The organism is Sporosarcina pasteurii, assembly GCF_041295575.1.
In the GTDB taxonomy this organism is placed as follows: domain Bacteria; phylum Bacillota; class Bacilli; order Bacillales_A; family Planococcaceae; genus Sporosarcina; species Sporosarcina pasteurii.
Genome location: NZ_CP160452.1, coordinates 2291190 through 2308441, shown reverse-complemented (window position 1 = coordinate 2308441; position 17252 = coordinate 2291190). Strand labels below are relative to the sequence as shown.

At 37.9% G+C, this 17252-nt stretch carries 17 protein-coding genes and 1 other annotated feature; of the genes, 11 read left to right on the top strand and 6 right to left on the bottom strand.

Annotation, left to right across the window (positions count from 1 at the left end):
- Positions 1-79: 79 nt before the first annotated feature.
- Both AB1H92_RS10930 and fabF read left to right on the top strand, forming a co-directional pair.
- Positions 80-1012 (top strand): beta-ketoacyl-ACP synthase III, encoded by a 933-nt coding sequence (locus AB1H92_RS10930; RefSeq protein ID WP_115360268.1) that lies wholly within the window; start codon positions 80-82, stop codon positions 1010-1012.
- A 55-nt stretch (positions 1013-1067) separates the two neighbouring features.
- A complete protein-coding gene (fabF, locus tag AB1H92_RS10925; RefSeq protein WP_115360269.1) occupies positions 1068-2306 on the top strand; it encodes a beta-ketoacyl-ACP synthase II in 1239 nt (412 codons plus the stop codon).
- A 282-nt stretch (positions 2307-2588) separates the two neighbouring features.
- On the opposite strand, the gene trpS is transcribed toward fabF, so the two are convergent.
- Positions 2589-3575, bottom strand: coding sequence for a tryptophan--tRNA ligase (trpS, locus tag AB1H92_RS10920; protein ID WP_115360270.1), 987 nt, complete (start codon positions 3573-3575; stop codon positions 2589-2591).
- Positions 3576-3713: 138 nt separating this feature from the next.
- Positions 3714-3944: a binding site (T-box leader), on the bottom strand.
- Between the two features lie 150 nt (positions 3945-4094).
- On the opposite strand from trpS, the gene AB1H92_RS10915 reads away from it, so the two are divergent.
- The 3 genes from AB1H92_RS10915 to mecA all read left to right on the top strand — a co-directional run bounded on the left by AB1H92_RS10915 (position 4095) and on the right by mecA (position 7021).
- Entirely contained in the window at positions 4095-5300 is a 1206-nt protein-coding gene (locus AB1H92_RS10915) for a putative glycoside hydrolase (protein ID WP_370474987.1), read from the top strand.
- A gap of 417 nt (positions 5301-5717) precedes the next feature.
- Positions 5718-6113: a transcriptional regulator SpxA gene (gene spxA / locus AB1H92_RS10910; protein WP_166739594.1), complete on the top strand. Its 396-nt coding sequence runs from the start codon at positions 5718-5720 to the stop codon at positions 6111-6113.
- A 254-nt stretch (positions 6114-6367) separates the two neighbouring features.
- Complete coding sequence (gene mecA / locus AB1H92_RS10905) at positions 6368-7021, top strand: adaptor protein MecA (protein WP_115360272.1); 654 nt, start codon at positions 6368-6370, stop codon at positions 7019-7021.
- A gap of 299 nt (positions 7022-7320) precedes the next feature.
- Here the strand turns inward: mecA and AB1H92_RS10900 are convergent, their stop codons facing one another.
- On the bottom strand, positions 7321-7476 hold the full coding sequence (locus AB1H92_RS10900; protein WP_166739535.1) for a hypothetical protein: 156 nt from the start codon (positions 7474-7476) through the stop codon (positions 7321-7323).
- 395 nt (positions 7477-7871) lie between these two features.
- Here AB1H92_RS10900 and AB1H92_RS10895 point away from each other — a divergent pair, with 395 nt between their 5' ends.
- The gene (locus AB1H92_RS10895) at positions 7872-9020 is read left to right on the top strand and encodes a competence protein CoiA (RefSeq protein ID WP_115360273.1); all 1149 of its coding nucleotides are present in this window, start codon (positions 7872-7874) and stop codon (positions 9018-9020) included.
- A 36-nt stretch (positions 9021-9056) separates the two neighbouring features.
- The gene (gene pepF, locus AB1H92_RS10890; protein ID WP_115360274.1) at positions 9057-10877 is read left to right on the top strand and encodes an oligoendopeptidase F; all 1821 of its coding nucleotides are present in this window, start codon (positions 9057-9059) and stop codon (positions 10875-10877) included.
- Positions 10878-11265: 388 nt separating this feature from the next.
- Here the strand turns inward: pepF and AB1H92_RS10885 are convergent, their stop codons facing one another.
- The 3 genes from AB1H92_RS10885 to AB1H92_RS10875 all read right to left on the bottom strand — a co-directional run bounded on the left by AB1H92_RS10885 (position 11266) and on the right by AB1H92_RS10875 (position 13507).
- On the bottom strand, positions 11266-12075 hold the full coding sequence (locus AB1H92_RS10885; RefSeq protein ID WP_115360276.1) for a DsbA family protein: 810 nt from the start codon (positions 12073-12075) through the stop codon (positions 11266-11268).
- Positions 12072-12458 carry a globin gene (locus AB1H92_RS10880; RefSeq protein WP_115360277.1) on the bottom strand — a complete coding sequence of 129 codons (387 nt, stop codon included), beginning with the start codon at positions 12456-12458 and terminating at the stop codon, positions 12072-12074. Before AB1H92_RS10880 ends, AB1H92_RS10885 begins: the two co-directional genes overlap by 4 nt.
- A gap of 383 nt (positions 12459-12841) precedes the next feature.
- Positions 12842-13507 carry a lytic transglycosylase domain-containing protein gene (locus tag AB1H92_RS10875; RefSeq protein WP_243835603.1) on the bottom strand — a complete coding sequence of 222 codons (666 nt, stop codon included), beginning with the start codon at positions 13505-13507 and terminating at the stop codon, positions 12842-12844.
- Between the two features lie 160 nt (positions 13508-13667).
- On the opposite strand from AB1H92_RS10875, the gene AB1H92_RS10870 reads away from it, so the two are divergent.
- The 4 genes from AB1H92_RS10870 to AB1H92_RS10855 are packed head-to-tail and all read left to right on the top strand — an operon-like array spanning position 13668 to position 16459.
- Positions 13668-14057 carry a hypothetical protein gene (locus AB1H92_RS10870; protein WP_115360278.1) on the top strand — a complete coding sequence of 130 codons (390 nt, stop codon included), beginning with the start codon at positions 13668-13670 and terminating at the stop codon, positions 14055-14057.
- Between the two features lie 17 nt (positions 14058-14074).
- Positions 14075-14749, top strand: a complete 675-nt coding sequence (locus tag AB1H92_RS10865; protein WP_115360279.1) for a GTP pyrophosphokinase family protein — start codon at positions 14075-14077, stop codon at positions 14747-14749.
- Positions 14749-15549: an NAD kinase gene (locus AB1H92_RS10860; protein WP_115360280.1), complete on the top strand. Its 801-nt coding sequence runs from the start codon at positions 14749-14751 to the stop codon at positions 15547-15549. The genes AB1H92_RS10865 and AB1H92_RS10860 overlap by 1 nt, the downstream gene beginning before the upstream one ends.
- Entirely contained in the window at positions 15524-16459 is a 936-nt protein-coding gene (locus AB1H92_RS10855; protein ID WP_243835602.1) for an RluA family pseudouridine synthase, read from the top strand. Before AB1H92_RS10860 ends, AB1H92_RS10855 begins: the two co-directional genes overlap by 26 nt.
- Here the strand turns inward: AB1H92_RS10855 and prpE are convergent.
- Positions 16443-17183: a bis(5'-nucleosyl)-tetraphosphatase PrpE gene (gene prpE / locus AB1H92_RS10850; RefSeq protein WP_115360281.1), complete on the bottom strand. Its 741-nt coding sequence runs from the start codon at positions 17181-17183 to the stop codon at positions 16443-16445. The genes AB1H92_RS10855 and prpE overlap by 17 nt on opposite strands.
- Positions 17184-17252 lie beyond the last annotated feature (69 nt).

The following is a 17252-nucleotide window of genomic DNA, read 5'->3' as shown; positions in this document are numbered from 1 at the left end:
TCTGTTGTAAATCTGCTTAAAATCTTTTATAATTACTACCAGGTACTAATATTAGATAATAATGAACGGAGGAAATTGAATGAACGCTGGTCTAATAGGCGTCGGTAAATTTGTGCCGCCACATATTTTAACAAATGAAGATTTAGAAAAGCGTATGGATACTTCGGATGAATGGATTCGTACGATGACAGGAATTGAAGAAAGGCATATCGCTGACGATGACATGGATACATCTCATATGGCCTATCAAGCAGCGGTTAATGCGATTGAGGATGCTGGTATTACAGCGGAAGAGATTGATTTAATTCTAGTTGCGACTGTTACGCCAGATCGTCCATTTCCATCCGTTGCGACGATGTTACAAGAACAGCTCGGAGCGAAAAATGCAGCAGCAATGGATCTTTCGGCAGCATGTGCCGGATTTATGTATGGTCTTGTAACAGCAAAACAGTTTATTGAGACAAATACGTATCAAAACGTGCTTGTTGTTGGGGTTGAAAAACTATCGAAAATCACAGACTGGGAAGACCGTAATACTGCCGTCCTATTCGGTGATGGAGCTGGTGCAGCAATTGTTGGTGCAGTCAGTGAGGGCCGCGGAATCTTATCATTCGAACTTGGCGCAGATGGTTCGGGTGGAAAGCATTTATACCAAGATGATAAGCTTGTCATGAATGGCCGTGAGGTATTTAAATTTGCTGTTCGTCAAATGGGAGAATCAGCTGTAAATGTAATTGAAAAAGCGGGACTTTCAAAAGAAGATGTAGATTATTTAATTCCTCATCAGGCAAACATTCGAATTATGGAAGCTTCGCGTGAGAGATTGGAATTACCGATTGAAAAAATGTCGAAAACAATCCAGAAATACGGTAATACTTCAGCAGCATCTATCCCTATTTCTCTTGTCGATGATTTAGCCGAGGGAAAAATAAAAGACGATGATGTCTTAGTTTTCGTCGGGTTTGGCGGAGGCTTAACTTGGGGCGCTGTGTGTATGAGATGGGGAAAATAAAGCAAATCGACTATACTAATAAATGGTCCAATATTTATTGAAAGGAAGTATAAAAATGAATGTACGACGTGTAGTTGTAACAGGAGTTGGCGCAGTATCACCAGTAGGAAATACTGCAGAAGAATCTTGGAAATCCGTCATTAGCGGAGAGTCTGGGATTGGTTTATTAACAAGGCTTGATAGCGAACAATTCCCAGTGAAAGTTGCTGCAGAAGTTAAAAACTTTGATATTGAACAATATATTGAAAGAAAAGAAGCACGTAAAATGGACCGCTTTACGCATTATGCACTTGCTGCTTCGATTATGGCAATGGAAGATGCAGGTCTAGAAAATTTAGATGAAGAACTTGCTTTAAAAACCGGTGTCTGGATTGGTTCCGGGATTGGCGGCATGGAAACGCATGAACAACAATTTGAGATGTTCCAAAAGAGAGGATATCGCAGAGTAAGTCCATTTTTCGTTCCGATGATGATTCCAGATATGGCATCTGGTCAAGTATCTATCCATTTTGGCGCGAAAGGCATCAACTCTTGTTCGGTAACTGCGTGTGCATCAGGAACAAATTCAATCGGAGACGCATTTGAAGTGATTCGTCGTGGTGATGCGGATGTCATGATAACAGGCGGCGCTGAAGCACCGATTACAACGATGGCTGTCGCAGGTTTTTGTGCGAATAAAGCACTATCATTAAATCCAAATCCATCAACGGCATCACGCCCATTCGATGCAGACCGTGATGGCTTCATTATTGGTGAAGGAGCAGGTATTCTTATCCTAGAAGAGTATGACCATGCTGTGAAGCGAGGCGCGAAAATTTATGCGGAAATCGTAGGGTATGGCTCAACAGGGGATGCGCATCACATTACTGCACCAGCTCCTGAAGGTGAAGGCGCTGCGAGAGCGATGAAACAAGCGCTTGAGCAAAGTGGTGCGGAACTTACTCAAGTAGGGTATATTAACGCACACGGAACGAGTACGCCGTATAACGATGAGTTTGAAACGAAGGCGGCAAAAACGGTATTTGGCGACCATGCTAAAAACTTAGCAATCAGCTCAACAAAATCGATGACTGGACACTTATTAGGTGCAGCAGGTGGACTCGAAGCAATCTTTACTGTAAAAGCACTTAAAGAAGGAATTGTGCCACCGACGATTAACTACAACACACCAGACCCAGATTGCGACCTCGACTATGTACCAAATGAGGCACGCGAAATGGATATTGAATATGCAATGAGTAATTCACTAGGTTTTGGCGGTCATAACGCATCACTAGTATTTAAGAAAATCTAATGAATCTAATAAAAGGTGAACCATTACAATGTGTAGTGGTTCACCTTTTTCGTCTAAATTTACATTGTCCATACATATAGTTAACTAAAAGATAAAGGAAGGTATACGTGACAAGATTTTTTATATTTTTAATTAGTTACGGATTACTTGTAATGAGTACCGCACAAATTATTATTTATTTAAACTATAGGACACTAGGTCATACATGGGATGCAGTGCTATATTACATTGTACGAACCCCTGATTTTGCGATTTTAGTAATATCGGCAGTCACGATGATTATTATCGTTTCCTTCCGAGGCCCATTGCGTCTTCCATTCTCTTCAGGGTAGCTGAAGCAATTTTATTCGCTTTTTCCGCGCCTTCGTCTAAGATGTCATCTAATTTAGAGGATTCGATTAGGTTGTTATAATTTTCTTGGATAGGTGTTAAGTGATTGATGACTGCTTCTGCAACACCTGCTTTAAAGTCGCCGTAACGTAAACCATCATACTTCGCAACGACCTCATCAATCGTTCGGTCGCTCATTGCTGCCTCAATTGCAAGCAAGTTTGAGACGCCAGGTTTATTTTCTTCATCAAATTTGACGATGCCTTCTGAGTCAGTCACCGCACTTTTTATCTTTTTCTCGATTTCTTTCGGTGTATCAAGTAAAGAAATCGTTGCTCGTTTATTCGGATCAGATTTACTCATTTTCTTTGTTGGTTCTTGAAGTGATTTAATTCGTGCACCTGTTTTTGGGACTCTAATTTCAGGAATCGTCAATGTGTTACCGTAACGACTATTGAAACGCTCTGCTAAGTTTCTTGTGAGTTCTAAATGTTGCGTTTGATCATCACCAACCGGTACGATATCTGTGTTGTACAATAGAATATCTGCAGCCATTAAGGGTGGATACGTTAGAAGTGCAGCTGAAACTCCTTCTTGCCCTTCGGATTTATCTTTAAATTGGGTCATACGTTCCAATTCACCAATATACGAAATACATTGCATAATCCAAGCGGCTTGCGCGTGTGCAGGCACCTCGGATTGAATAAATAAATTTGCTTTTTCAGGATCAATCCCGCTAGCTACATATAAAGCGGCAAGTGAACGAATGGTTTGGTGCAATTCTTTTGGATCTTGACGAACTGTAATGGCATGTTGGTCTACAATACAGAAATTACAATGGTATTCATGCTGCAGTTCTGTAAATTGACGAAATGCTCCGATATAGTTTCCGATTGTTACTGTACCTGTTGGTTGTACACCTGAAAAGATAGTTTTCATTTGAATTTCCTCCTTAAAAATTTCCCGATACCGACAACGTTTGATATATGAAATTGTACAAAGTCGGTTTGGCTTCCTATAATTATAAAGCAATGATGAAATTAACGTTATTGAAAATAAAAAATCAGTCATCCCTAAAAAAGGGACGACTGATTTTAGATCAACCGTGATACCACCCGAATTGCCGAAACGGCCACTCAAACTCCTTAACGCGGAGAAACGTAACAGACTACTGACGATGTGCAAATAAAACTGTGTTCATCTATTCAGCTCAGGAATCCAATTCATTTAATAAGGCTGCCTGTTCGCACCAACCACAGACTCTCTGTCCAGCCGTTATAAAATTACTCTTTCCTTCAATGCTTTTTATTTTTTGTGAATTAAGGAAAATACATTTATGTTGAATTGACTGTATTATAATGCGAAACTCATGGATATGCAAGAAAGAATGTTCATAAAGTCACTTTATCTTGTGCGAATTCCCTGTTAAACTGGTGAAATAGAAAGGATGTTGTCGAAGTGAAGAGAAAAAGTTGGTTCGCGATATTACTAGTCGCATGTATGTTAGCAATTCCTACTATAGGATATGCTGAGAAAAATCAAAAGATGGCAGATTTTACAGAACGTACATATGGTTTTGAAGAGATTGATAAACGAATTATCGCAACGTCGACTTTATTCCGCTATGACTCGGGTCTTACGTTTGAGTACCCTGATGCGGTTCGTGGCATATACGTAACTGGTCATTCAGCGGGGGGAGCACGTTTTCAAAATCTTGTTGATTTAATTGATTCAACGGATTTAAATGCAATGGTCATTGATATTAAAGATGATTTTGGAAATTTAACGTATATTCCTGAGGGAGATTCTTCGTTAGCAACGATGGATATTGGTAAATCTTATATTAAGAATCCGCGCGCATTATTAGAAGAACTAGAAGAAAAGAAAATTTATCCAATTGGTCGTATCGTCGTCTTTAAAGATACAGTGTTGGCAGAAAAGCGGCCGGATCTTTCATTTACAGAAGGTGAAACTGTTTGGAAAAATGGACGCAAGGAAGCGTTTGTCAATCCGTTTATGAAGGATGTATGGGATTATAATGTTGAAATTGCAATAGAGGCGGCGAAAATGGGCTTCCAAGAAATTCAGTTTGACTATGTTCGATTCCCGGAAGGTTTCGAAAAGCGCTTTGAGTCATTAGAATATTCTTACGGGGATTATGCAGAATCTGAACTTGATCCTGTACAGAGACGTGTTGAAGCTGTCACGGATTTTGTTGCTTATGCGCGTGAACAGTTGAAGCCTTATGGGGTAGAGGTGTCTGTGGATATTTTTGGCTACGCAGCGACGTTGACTGAAGCACCAGGAATTGGGCAGAACTTCTCGAAAATCTCGGAAAATGTAGACGTTATTTCTTCGATGATTTATCCAAGTCATTGGACTTCTTATTTTGGAATTGCAAAACCTGATTTGGAGCCTTATAAATTAGTAGCCGAATATGCAAAGGTTGAAAACGAAGTATTAGGAAAGTTAGAGAATCAACCTGTATCACGACCTTGGTTGCAAGACTTTACTGCTTCTTGGCTTGGTTCTGGAAATTACTTGAAATACGGGAAAGCTGAAGTGGAGGCGCAAATTAAAGCGCTCCAAGATAATGGAATTAACGAGTATCTTCTTTGGAATGCAGGAAATACGTATTCAACAGGCGTTAATTATAAACCATGATAGATAGTCCCTTACTTAACGACACTTAAGTGGGGGGCTATATTTTATTGTGATGTCCAATGCGTAAAGGTATATAATTTGGAACTTTTTCATTTTTGAAACGTTCTATTAGTAAGTAGATTTGTTTTTCAATATAAGGAGACTAAATGAGAATATGAGAAATTAAATAAACTGATGTTTATTTTTGGTGTGAACGGGTATAACAGATAGAGTAGAAAGAATTGATTGAAAAAGTGACAGGAAATCGACTATATTGCGAAAATGTGTCGATATGATATTATTTTTAAAGTTATTCAAAAAAACTGTTTTAATCGATGGTGAAATTGTGTATACTAGTAATAGAAAGTTTTAGTTTACAATAATTCTAATTTGAAGATAAAATACACAAAACGATTTGAAAGGAAGTGTCAGTGTATGATGGTAACATTATTTACATCACCGAGCTGTACGTCATGCCGAAAAGCAAAAGCATGGCTGGAGGAACATGAAATTCCGTATACCGAACGAAATATTTTCTCCGAACCTTTGAATATCGATGAAATAAAAGAAATACTGCGTATGACTGAGGATGGGACAGATGAAATTATTTCAACCCGTTCAAAGATTTACCAAAAACTAAACGTAGATGTTGAAAGTTTACCGCTACAACGTCTTTATGAGTTAATTCAGGAGCATCCGGGTCTCTTAAGAAGACCAATCATTCTAGATGAAAAGAGACTTCAAGTAGGATATAATGAAGATGAAATCCGACGGTTCCTCCCGCGAAAAGTAAGGGCTTACCAGTTACTAGAAGCACGACGTATGGTTAACTAATGATATGAAATAAAAAAGCTGATAGGGGAGACATTGTAAAATGCCATATACCTATCGGCTTTTCTCTTTCCCTTGCTTTACTGATGAATGTTATCTACAATAACGTAAACTATTTAAAATATGAATCTGTATAGAAACCCTTACAAAACTTGAGGAACAGTCATATAGTAATAATAAGGCATTGTAGGTTTACAACATTCATATATAACAGGAACCGATACAAATCCTAATTATAATGGGAGGGAGAGATTAGAATGGAAATAGAACGTATTAATGAGGATACAGTGAAGTTTTTTCTATCATATGTCGACATAGAAGAACGCGGATTTACTCGTGAAGAAGTTTGGAATAATCGCGAGAAAAGTGAAGAACTGTTTTGGGATATGATGGATGAAATAAACGAGCAGTCTGAATTTGCAGTAGAAGGGCCACTTTGGATTCAAGTTCATGCAAAAAACGATGGAATAGAAGTAACAGTCACCCGTGCACTGGCAAACGATGGTCAAATGATAGAATCTCCGTTTTACGATGAGGATCCCAGTCAATTATTTCAAGAGCAAGATGACGGAACCTTTGAGGATATTGAAGATATTTTGAAAAACGGGTTAAATAAAGAGAATGACTGGCTTGAAAATACTTTTGTCTTCAATGATTTCGAAGATGTCATCAGTATTACTAGCCGTATGCATGACTACGAAGCACATACGTCATTATATGCATATGAATCTAAATATTATTTGCATGTTAAGTATGACGTTGAGGAAATGGACAATAAACAAAAAACAAATATGTTTAGCGTTCTTTCCGAATTCGCTAAGCCGGATAAAATAACAATTCATATTCTGCAAGAATATGGTAAAGTGATTTTTGAATCGGATGTATTTTCGCAAATTGAAAAATATTTTTAAGTAGTTAACCTTGTCAAAAGGTAAGCTACATTAAAATAAAATAGAACACTTTAAAACGTAATGATTTTTCACGCATTACGTTTTTTATTTTGAAAAAAATTAATAGTACAAGCGAAAAGATATCTTACTGTTATAAGTAAAGCTTTTGCGGAGGATAAATAAAAGTTCCGCAACACAATTAATCTCCGTTCCAATCGGACGCTTTCCGCGGGCACGGCCTCAGCCGCTTCCCTCGCTCCGCTCAGTCCAGGGTCTTCGGCTCGCGCTGTTCCCGCAGGAGTCGCCGATTTCCACTCCGGTTAATTGGTATGCACATTGAATAAAAATAAACTTGATATACAGATTGAAAGTAAACCACCTAAAAAATACATAGAAAAGCTTAAAAATAGTGCTGGAGAGACGATAAGAAACAACTTTCTTACATCAGGCAACTGGAAAACCAGTTTATAATACATTAAAAGGCCTCCTAGGATTTTGAGTTAACGAAGTTATTTATAAAGAAAATCTTGATAGTTATTTGCGTTTATAAAAATTTATATATAAGGAATCTCTGTTGATTGGAGTGCAGAGCGGCGACTCGGGTGGGATTAGCGTGACAGGTGAGACCCCGCAGTGGAGCGAAGCGACCGAGGAGGCTCGCCGCACGCCCCACCGAAAGCGTCCGCTCGGAACGGAAATCAACATAGTTTGTTTGGCATTTTTAAAAACGGAATACTTTACTATCCTAGAAGAGAAAATCTCTGCTTAAAATAGTACCCATAAAAACTTGACTCGATCAACTATCTGTTAACATTTGTATCATTTTCATAAATTTTGTATAATTCTAAAAGAGGGGGTGGTTGTGATATTAATGGCCAAAATGACCGAAGGAAAATATTTTACGCTTACAGGTTCAATGAAGCGAAATGAATTAAGAGCGTTGCGTAAGCGAGAAGTTTTTTTCTGTCCGCAATGTAATGAAAAAGTTTTATTGAAAGTGGGTGATATCGTTATTCCTCATTTTGCTCATCAGCAAGACAGTGTATGTCGATCTATGTTTTCTGAAGGGGAATCAACGGAACACCTACTAGGTAAGCAACAGTTATATGAATTCTTACAGCAAATCAAACATTTAGATGTACGACTAGAGCCGTATTTCAAAAAATTAGCCCAGCGTCCAGATGTATTGGTTACCACAACGTCAGAAGTGATTCCTATTGAATTTCAGTGTAGCCAAATCCCGCTACGCCAAATTGCCGAAAGAACGAAAGGGTATATGAGTGCAGGTATGAATCCTATATGGATTCTACGCACACCACACAAACTTCAAAAACTTCCCCAAGGGATAACGACTTATTCATTATCTCAATTTGAAGAAAGATTTCTCACTGACACTTCTGAAGGACTTGTTTTCCTCACCTATGAACCTTACACTAAAAAATTCCATTATTTAAGTTCACTTCTTCATGTTTCAGGTAGACAGTTTATAGGAAAGCACCGTGTCCTTTCATTGGATAAGCAATGCTTTCCTTTTGTGAGACCAAAGCCGCTAACTAGGGAAGAAATCCAAAATTATTACACGTTGCATTCCTCATTAAGAAACAAGTATTTGAAATCTCGTATTTTTTATAATCGAAAAGGGATCCATAACGCATTTCTCCGAATGTGCTATGAATTAAAGTTAATTCCTAGCGAATTGCCGGCATGGATTGGCGTTCCTATCGCTTTTAAAAATATATTTACAGAACATGCTGCTGAATGGCAACTTGCATTTTTGCATTTTGTTGAAATGAAAAACTTGAATCTCCGTCAGGTTACGTTAAAACATATACATGAATTTGCGCATCGGTATGGGAAACCGGAAGAGGATGCAGTAGAAGCTTGTGAACAGTACTTAAAATTTTTATTTTCAATTGGTGTGCAATCAGTCCATGATTTTGAAAAGATAAAGGACGTTCAGTATTTTGAAGTTCTTTTTACGCAATACTTGCAAAGGGAAATGAAAATTGAGAAAATATAAGTTGTTCGTTACTCGAAGTAAATGAGGAGGAGTTTTATGTCAACGGAATCAACAAACAGGGTTCTCACTCGTGATGAAGTGAATGTAGAAGAGACTTGGCGTTTGGAAGATATTTTTGCAACGGACGCTGAATGGGAACATGAATATAGCGAAGTAGAAAAGTATTCAGAACAAGGACAGACTTATAAAGGAACATTGGAGAACGGTGCAGAGGCACTATTAGAGGCGTTAACGTATCGTGATACACTAATGCAAAGATTGCGCCGTCTGAATGTCTACGCACATTTAAAGACAGACCAAGATACAACGAATAGCTTTTATCAAGCGATGGATGGACGTATTAAAACGCTTGTTGTGAAAGTGTCCACTACGTTGTCCTTCTTTTTGCCTGAATTGCTTTCAATTGATGAAGCGACATTAAATAGCTGGGTAGAAGAACATGACGGACTTAAATTGTATAAGCAAGAGATTGAAGAATTGAATAAAATGCGTCCTCACGTCTTACCGGCGGAGCAGGAAGCACTGCTTGCTCAATTATCGGAAGTAACGGGGAATCCATCTGAAACGTTTAGTATGTTAAATAATGCAGACTTAACTTTCCCAAAAATTAAAAATGAAGATGGAGAAGAAGTTGAATTATCCCATGGCCGTTATATCGGCTTTTTAGAGAGTCACAAGCCTAGCGTTCGAGAGGAAGCTTTTAAAGCAATGTTTTCGAAGTATGATGAATTTAAAAATACGTTTGCCTCTACATTATCTGGAAATGTGAAAGGGAATAACGTGAACGCACGCATACGTAATTATTCATCCGCACGTGAGGCGGCAATGTCGAACAACCATATTCCTGAGCAAGTCTATGAAAATTTAGTATCAACAATTAATAAAAATGTTCATTTGCTCCAACGATATGTTGCATTGCGTAAAAAAGTATTTGAACTAGACGAGCTTCATATGTGGGACATGTACGCACCACTTGTTCAAGACGCGAACATGAAATATACGTATGAAGAAGCTACACAAACCATGCTGGAGAGTTTCCACCCACTTGGTGAAGAATATGTATCGATTGTGAAGGAAGGACTTGACAATCGCTGGGTAGACGTCCGTGAAAATGTTGGGAAACGTTCAGGTGCTTATTCTTCTGGGACATATGGTACAAATCCATATATTTTAATGAACTGGCATGATAATGCTAGTAATTTGTTTACATTAGCGCACGAGTTTGGGCATAGTGTGCATAGTTATTATTCAAGAAAATACCAACCATACGTTTACAGCGGCTATTCTATTTTTGTTGCTGAGGTTGCCTCTACGGTGAACGAAGCCATTTTAAACGATCATTTGTTAAAGACAATAGATGATGAGCAAAAAAGAATATACTTGTTGAATTATTGGTTGGATGGTTTCCGTGGTACAGTATTCCGCCAAACGATGTTTGCAGAGTTTGAACATTTAATTCATCAATTGGACCAGCAAGGTGTTGCTTTGACGGCGGAAAAACTAACTGAAGAGTACTATGCGCTTAATAAGAAGTACTTTGGTGATGACATTGTTGTGGATGAAGAAATTGGGCTAGAGTGGGCGCGAATTCCTCATTTCTACTATAATTATTATGTATATCAATATGCGACTGGCTATAGTGCTGCTGTGGCACTAAGTAACCAAATTCTATCAGAAGGAGAGCCGGCGGTGGATCGTTATATTAATAACTTCCTAAAAGCAGGATCTTCAGATTATCCGATTGAAGTGTTGAAGAAAGCGGGCGTTGATATGACAACTGCCGAACCAATTGAAGAAGCTTGTCGCGTGTTTGAGGAAAAGTTGAACGAATTAGAAACCCTCTTGTTGAACAAATAATTTAAATAGCTAAACCTTATTCCTTAGTTGTGAAACGAAGGAATAAGGTTTTTTATTCCGAAAAAATGTCGATGAGAGTTATTTTGGTATAATTTAAAAGCGTTGTTATTATTTACAAATGTGACAATCATGTTAAATGTGATGTGAAGGGTTGATGTATCTGTTATTCCATGATAAAGTAAAGATGTGAAATAAATCACATACCAAACATACACCCCTTTTGTTTGAACGTGAACATTTCTCCCATTCCCTTTGAATAAGAGCATCCATATCCCCCCCAGGATTGGATGCTCTTTTCTCTTGTATGAAAGTAATATCCCTTTAAATTATAGAATGAAAAAAGCTATCTGAATCGTATTTTTTACGACTCAGATAGCTTTTTAATGATTTATTGTACTTTCTTACGCCATAATGTAATGTCTTGAACTGGTAAACGTTCGATGTGTTGTTGAAGAAGTCGTTTTTTTAACTCGCGTTCTGCAGACTTCTCAGTCATTCTATAAATTTCGGCTATTTCTTTTGTAGCCAGTGTATCAAACCGTTTGAATAACTCCTCAAGTGGAGGGGGAGTTTCGGGATAAATCGTCTGACCAATTAATTCTTCAATGATTTGTTCATAAATCTCGTAAGAATATAGGCCGCTCACTTTTAATCCTTCATCTTCAATATTTTCATTGAAGAATACAAAAGTTGGTGCACTGTCTACCTCCATTTCTTTAGCCATATAAAAATCTATTTGGAGGGCACGATGAACATTTTTAGAAGCGAAGTCACGAATAAACTCATCGACATCTAAATAAACGACCTCTGCAATTTCTACAAGTACGGAAAATGAGTTTACATTTCTGTTCTTTAAATAATAATATTCCAATAATTTCGATATAAATCTTAACCCTGCACGCTTTCCTTGAAATTCCGCTGCTTTAATGGCAATGGATGGAAAGGCTGTGTGAGCTGCTTGATCATAAGCCTCATCATCTTGAAAAGAACGTACACTAGTTAAATTCAGTGTTGGTAAGGATGTTCTTAGTACGACACGGAGCGTAAAATAACGTTCATATTCTATTTGTAGTCTCCGAAGTATGGGTTGAAGGAGCCAACAATCATTACATGCTGGGTCGATAAAAACATATAACTCTAGTGGTCTAGTTTCCAAAAATGAACTTGTCGAACTTTCCAATGAAGGACGTGGTATCACTGGTCATCCTCCTTGTTTACCATATGCTTCGCTGTTAAAACAAGTCGTCTAAAGAAGAAATCTCGGATATTTTCATCTAATTCGACTTCATCCATGGCTTCTGCCATACATGATAACCAAGCTTCAGCACGTGTAGGTGTAATTGGAAACGGCATATGTCGAGCCTTCATCATCGGGTGCCCGTGTTCCTCGCTAAATAAATTGGGGCCACCTAAATATTGAGTCATAAATTGTTTTTGTTTACGAGCAGTTTCTGTCAGGTCATCAGGAAAAATCGGGTACAAGTCTGGATGGACGGCTACTTTAGAATAAAATAAATCGATCAGTTCCGACAATTTTTCTGCACCAATCTCCTCATATGGAATCAAAGGTTTTCGCATGATTTTTTAGCCTCCTTTGTGCCTATTAAGCTGCACACCTAGTTTTCGCAGGTCTGCATGAAGTTCGTGTAGACGTTGCCAAGTCGTTTTCGATTGTCTTCCTCCTGAAGTAAAAAAGTACCTCTACAAACAGGGCAATTGTCTGGCTGTTGTCACGCATACATTTTAAATATATATGGCTAATGCCGGTCCCATAAAATAGGTGTATATTCATCCATTTTAGGACATCGTTCACTGATTTATATTGCAGGATGCTTGTATGCAACCTTATGCTAATCGTATTTAAGCAATCATATCTTTTATTCTGACTGTAAAACTATTCTACCAACTACAACTTATATTCTCAAACAAACTGCATTTGAGAGTGGATGTAAAACTATCATAAATTACTTATAAAATGTATTTAAAACTTTCTTAACATAGCCTTGCGTTTCTTTAAATGGAGGTATCCCACCATACTTTTTGACATTTCCCGGCCCCGCATTATAGGCAGCAAGTGCCAGTTCTATATTGCCGTTAAATTGGTTGAGCATTTGTCTTAAATATTTTGCGCCACCAATAATGTTTTGTTCTGGATTAAAGCTGTCTTTAACGCCTAAAAACCTTGCAGTACCAGGCATAAGTTGCATCAGTCCTTGCGCACCCGCAGCACTCACTGCCTGGCTGTTGAAATTAGATTCGTGTTGAATGATTGACGTAATGAGTCGTTCAGGTAAATTAAATTGATCAGCTGCCTTTTTAATAATATGCGCGTATCCCTTTAAATCATGAGTACGATTCTTAGTGGTAGAAATAGGAACTTGAGTTGACGTCGTAAGAAGATTTGATAATGTCGAAGGATAAAACACATGATTTGTTCCTGTATAGGTTAATGGATTCAAACTTTCAGTGTTCTTCATAGTTGAATTTGAACTTGCTGACTGGTTTAGAATCTGTCCAAGCATATTTGTAAAAAAAGTTGGTGTAGATTGTTGCTTTGTATAGGATTGTACTGCACCTAATGCTTGCAGTGAATTAATCTCCATTAAAATTTTCATCTTTTGAACATTCAACTGGATTCATTCCTCTCATAAAAATCAAGTAAATAAATAATGTAACTTAGGCTCTAGGTTCAGTATACCAATTTAAAACGAAAAACGCATTTTTCAAACTGCAAAGACACGATGCCTTGTGGTAAACTAAACGTATCGAGTGATGAAGGGATGTAGAATAATGAGCATTCAAATTCAGATTGATAGTGGTATACATAAAGGTGAACAAATTCGATTTTTAGTACCGGAAACTATTGATGTATTGGAAATTGTACCAGCCGGAAAAATGATAACTGATTCAGATAAATTAAGCTTTGTTTATTTAATTGACGGAGAAGATTCATATGGTCAAGTTCATTTTCCGCAAGTGGTCTGGCCGTTAATGGTTGAGGTTTTAAAGTCTGGAACAGATCCGCAAGTAGTGCAAGGCGAAAAATCTGTCGTATTAACAGGTTTCATTGAAGAGTTAACGATGCTTATTTTCAACATAGAAGGGAATAACAATTACGGAGAAGCTTTTTCCACAGCAGTTGAACAGGCATTTGAAGAAGTTTTACAAGAAGTTAAGTAACGTGAGGAGGGATGAACTTGTCCCAGTGGAGTCTATTTCTTGAGCCGTATAAACAAGCGGTGGATGAATTAAAAGTAAAGTTAAAAGGCATTCGTTCGCAATATAATTTAGAAGATGTACACACACCGGTTGAATTTGTAACAGGTCGTGTCAAGCCGCTTGCCAGTATTTATGATAAAACTTTGGAAAAGAATATTCCATTTGTCCCCTCTAAAGAATTAGCAGCAGAACTACCCGATATTGCAGGGTTAAGAATTATGTGTCAATTTGTTGATGATATTAGTGCTGTTGTTGAAATTTTACGTAAACGCAATGACCTTGAAATTATTGAAGAGCGGGATTATATATCAAATCGAAAAGCAAGTGGTTATCGTTCTTACCATATGATTATTAAATATCCAGTTCAAACCGTGCGCGGGGAAGTAGTCATTCTTGCAGAAATTCAGATTCGCACACTTGCGATGAATTTCTGGGCTTCCATCGAACATTCATTGAACTATAAATATGAAGGCGAGTTACCGGAGGAAATTAGTTTGCGACTTGAACGTGCTGCAGAAGCAGCCTTTCGTTTAGACGAGGAAATGTCTTTAATTCGCGATGAAATACAAGATGCGCAAAAATATTTTAGTGATTATAAAGAGACGGCTACAAGGCAACGTGGCACTATGAAAAAGAAAGGAGAGCGAGCGTGATGAAGTACTCTATCCAATCTAGAAATGATAAATTATCTAATCAGTTAATGGATGAAGCAATCAATTATCTAAAAGGATTTGGATTTGTCTATGACAAGGATGAGCCGGATATCGTATTGTCGATTGGCGGGGATGGTACGTTATTGCATGCATTTCATAAATACAGTTATCGTTTAGAAGATACGGCTTTTGTGGGCATTCATACTGGGCATCTTGGCTTTTATGCAGACTGGAAGCCAGAGGAAATCGAGAAGCTCGTCATTTCTTTAGCCCGAAAAGAATTTGATGTAATTGAATATCCATTGCTTGATGTGACCATTAATTATCGTGAACAAAAGGATAGTACGCAGTATTTAGCATTAAACGAGTCATCTATTAAGTCACCGGAAGTGACACTTGTGATGGATGTTGAGTTAAACGATAAACATTTCGAACGTTTTCGCGGTGATGGGTTATGCATGTCAACCCCTTCTGGATCGACGGCTTATAGTAAGGCATTAGGAGGAGCGATTGTGCATCCTTCATTACCTACAATGCAGTTAACTGAAATGGCTTCTATCAATAACAGAGTGTTTCGAACAGTTGGAGCACCGCTTATTTTACCTGCACACCATAAATGCGTGTTGAAACCAGTGAAAGGGCCTGATTTCATGGTGACAATTGATCATTTACAATTATTACATAAAGATGTCAAATCAATCGAATACAGGGTATCTACAGAAAAAATTCGTTTTGCCAGATTCCGTCCCTTCCCATTCTGGAGAAGAGTACGTAATGCGTTCATTGAAAACAATGGTTAAGCTGAACACCAAAAGGTTTCATTTAGAATTTATCGTGCAAGAAGACGGGAAGTTACTTCGTGAATTTCTTGCTGAAAAAGACATCTCAAAGAGAACGTTGACTGCTGTTAAGTATGACGGCGGGCAGTTACTCGTTAACGGAGTTGAACGAGATGTAAGAGTGCCTTTGGCGATTGGAGATACAGTCGAAGTGTTCTTTCCTCCTGAAAAGTTAAGTGATGGATTACTTGTAGAAGAAGGAGAACTGGACATCATCTATGAAGACGAAGCAATTTTACTTCTAAATAAACCAGCAGGGAAAAGTACAATCCCTTCTTTAAACCATCAATTCGGCACGATTGCAAACTACGTAGCGGGAAAGTTTATGCGAGAACACATCCCTTCTACTGTTCATATTGTGACACGTCTTGACTACAATACATCAGGCCTACTTTGTATTGCTAAAAATCGCCATATCCATCATTTATTTGGAAAACAGATGATGAGTTCAACATTCAAGCGAGAATATGAGGCGATTGTCGAAGGATATGTTGCAAAGGACGATATACTGATAAACGAACCGATTGGTAGAAAAGAAGGAAGTATAATAGAAAGAATTGTTCGTGATGATGGGCAAGAAGCTAGGACAAACGTTCAAGTTATTGATAGATTTGAAAAAAATGGGAAGCCATTTACGCAGGTTGCACTTAGTTTGCAAACAGGAAGAACCCATCAAATACGTACACATATGAAATGGTTAGGTCATCCTTTAGCTGGAGATGATTTATATGGGGGTAAAAGATGCGTGATTAATCGCCAAGCACTTCACTGTACAACGCTATCTTTTTATCATCCTGTGTCAGGAAAGGAGAAAGTGTTTGTAAGTGAAGTGCCTGAGGATATGAAAAAAATGCTTATGGGAAAGATGTAAAGCGATCTGGCATAAATGGAAGAGAAGAGGGAACGGAAACAACTTCCATTTCCGGATAGCGAATAGCTGTTAACTTACCACCGAATACGCAACCCGTATCGATATTTACAGTATTGTTAATAAAGCGAGCTTCCTGTACTGGGGTGTGACCGTATACAATAAATGGTTTTCCACGGTATGTGATAGCCCAGTCTTTCCGAACAGGGCGTCCATCAGGTAATTTTTCACCTGTAATATCTCCATATAATACAAATGTACGGATTTTTTTATGGTTTTTACTACCGATTAAATTTTCTCGTATTCCGGCATGGACGATAATTAAGTTGCCGTTATTCAAACTTACATATAATGGCAATGATTCATAAAAGCTTTGATATCGATTTAAGAAATTCACTTGTTTCTCTTTGGGTAAAGCATGAAGTTCTGCGACTGTTGTTTCAATACCATGTTGGAGCTGTACATTATTCCCTTTTGCAAAGCGGTAAAATTTATTACAATGATTTCCCGGGGAATAAATTAGTTCTCTATTGTCCTGAAGTCGAAACATCAGTTCGATTGTTTTTAAGGAATTTGGCCCTCGATCCATTGCATCGCCTACAAAAGCAATTTTACGTCCTTCAGGATGAATCGGAATGCCCGTGTCTAAAGAATAGCCGAGTTTTTGTAAAAGTTGTATAAGCTCATCGAAACAGCCGTGAATGTCGCCTATAATATCGTATTTCAATTTCATCATCCTTTAATGTAAGTGTGATGTATAGTATATCCTAAGATTGCTGTTTTATCGGAAAGGAAG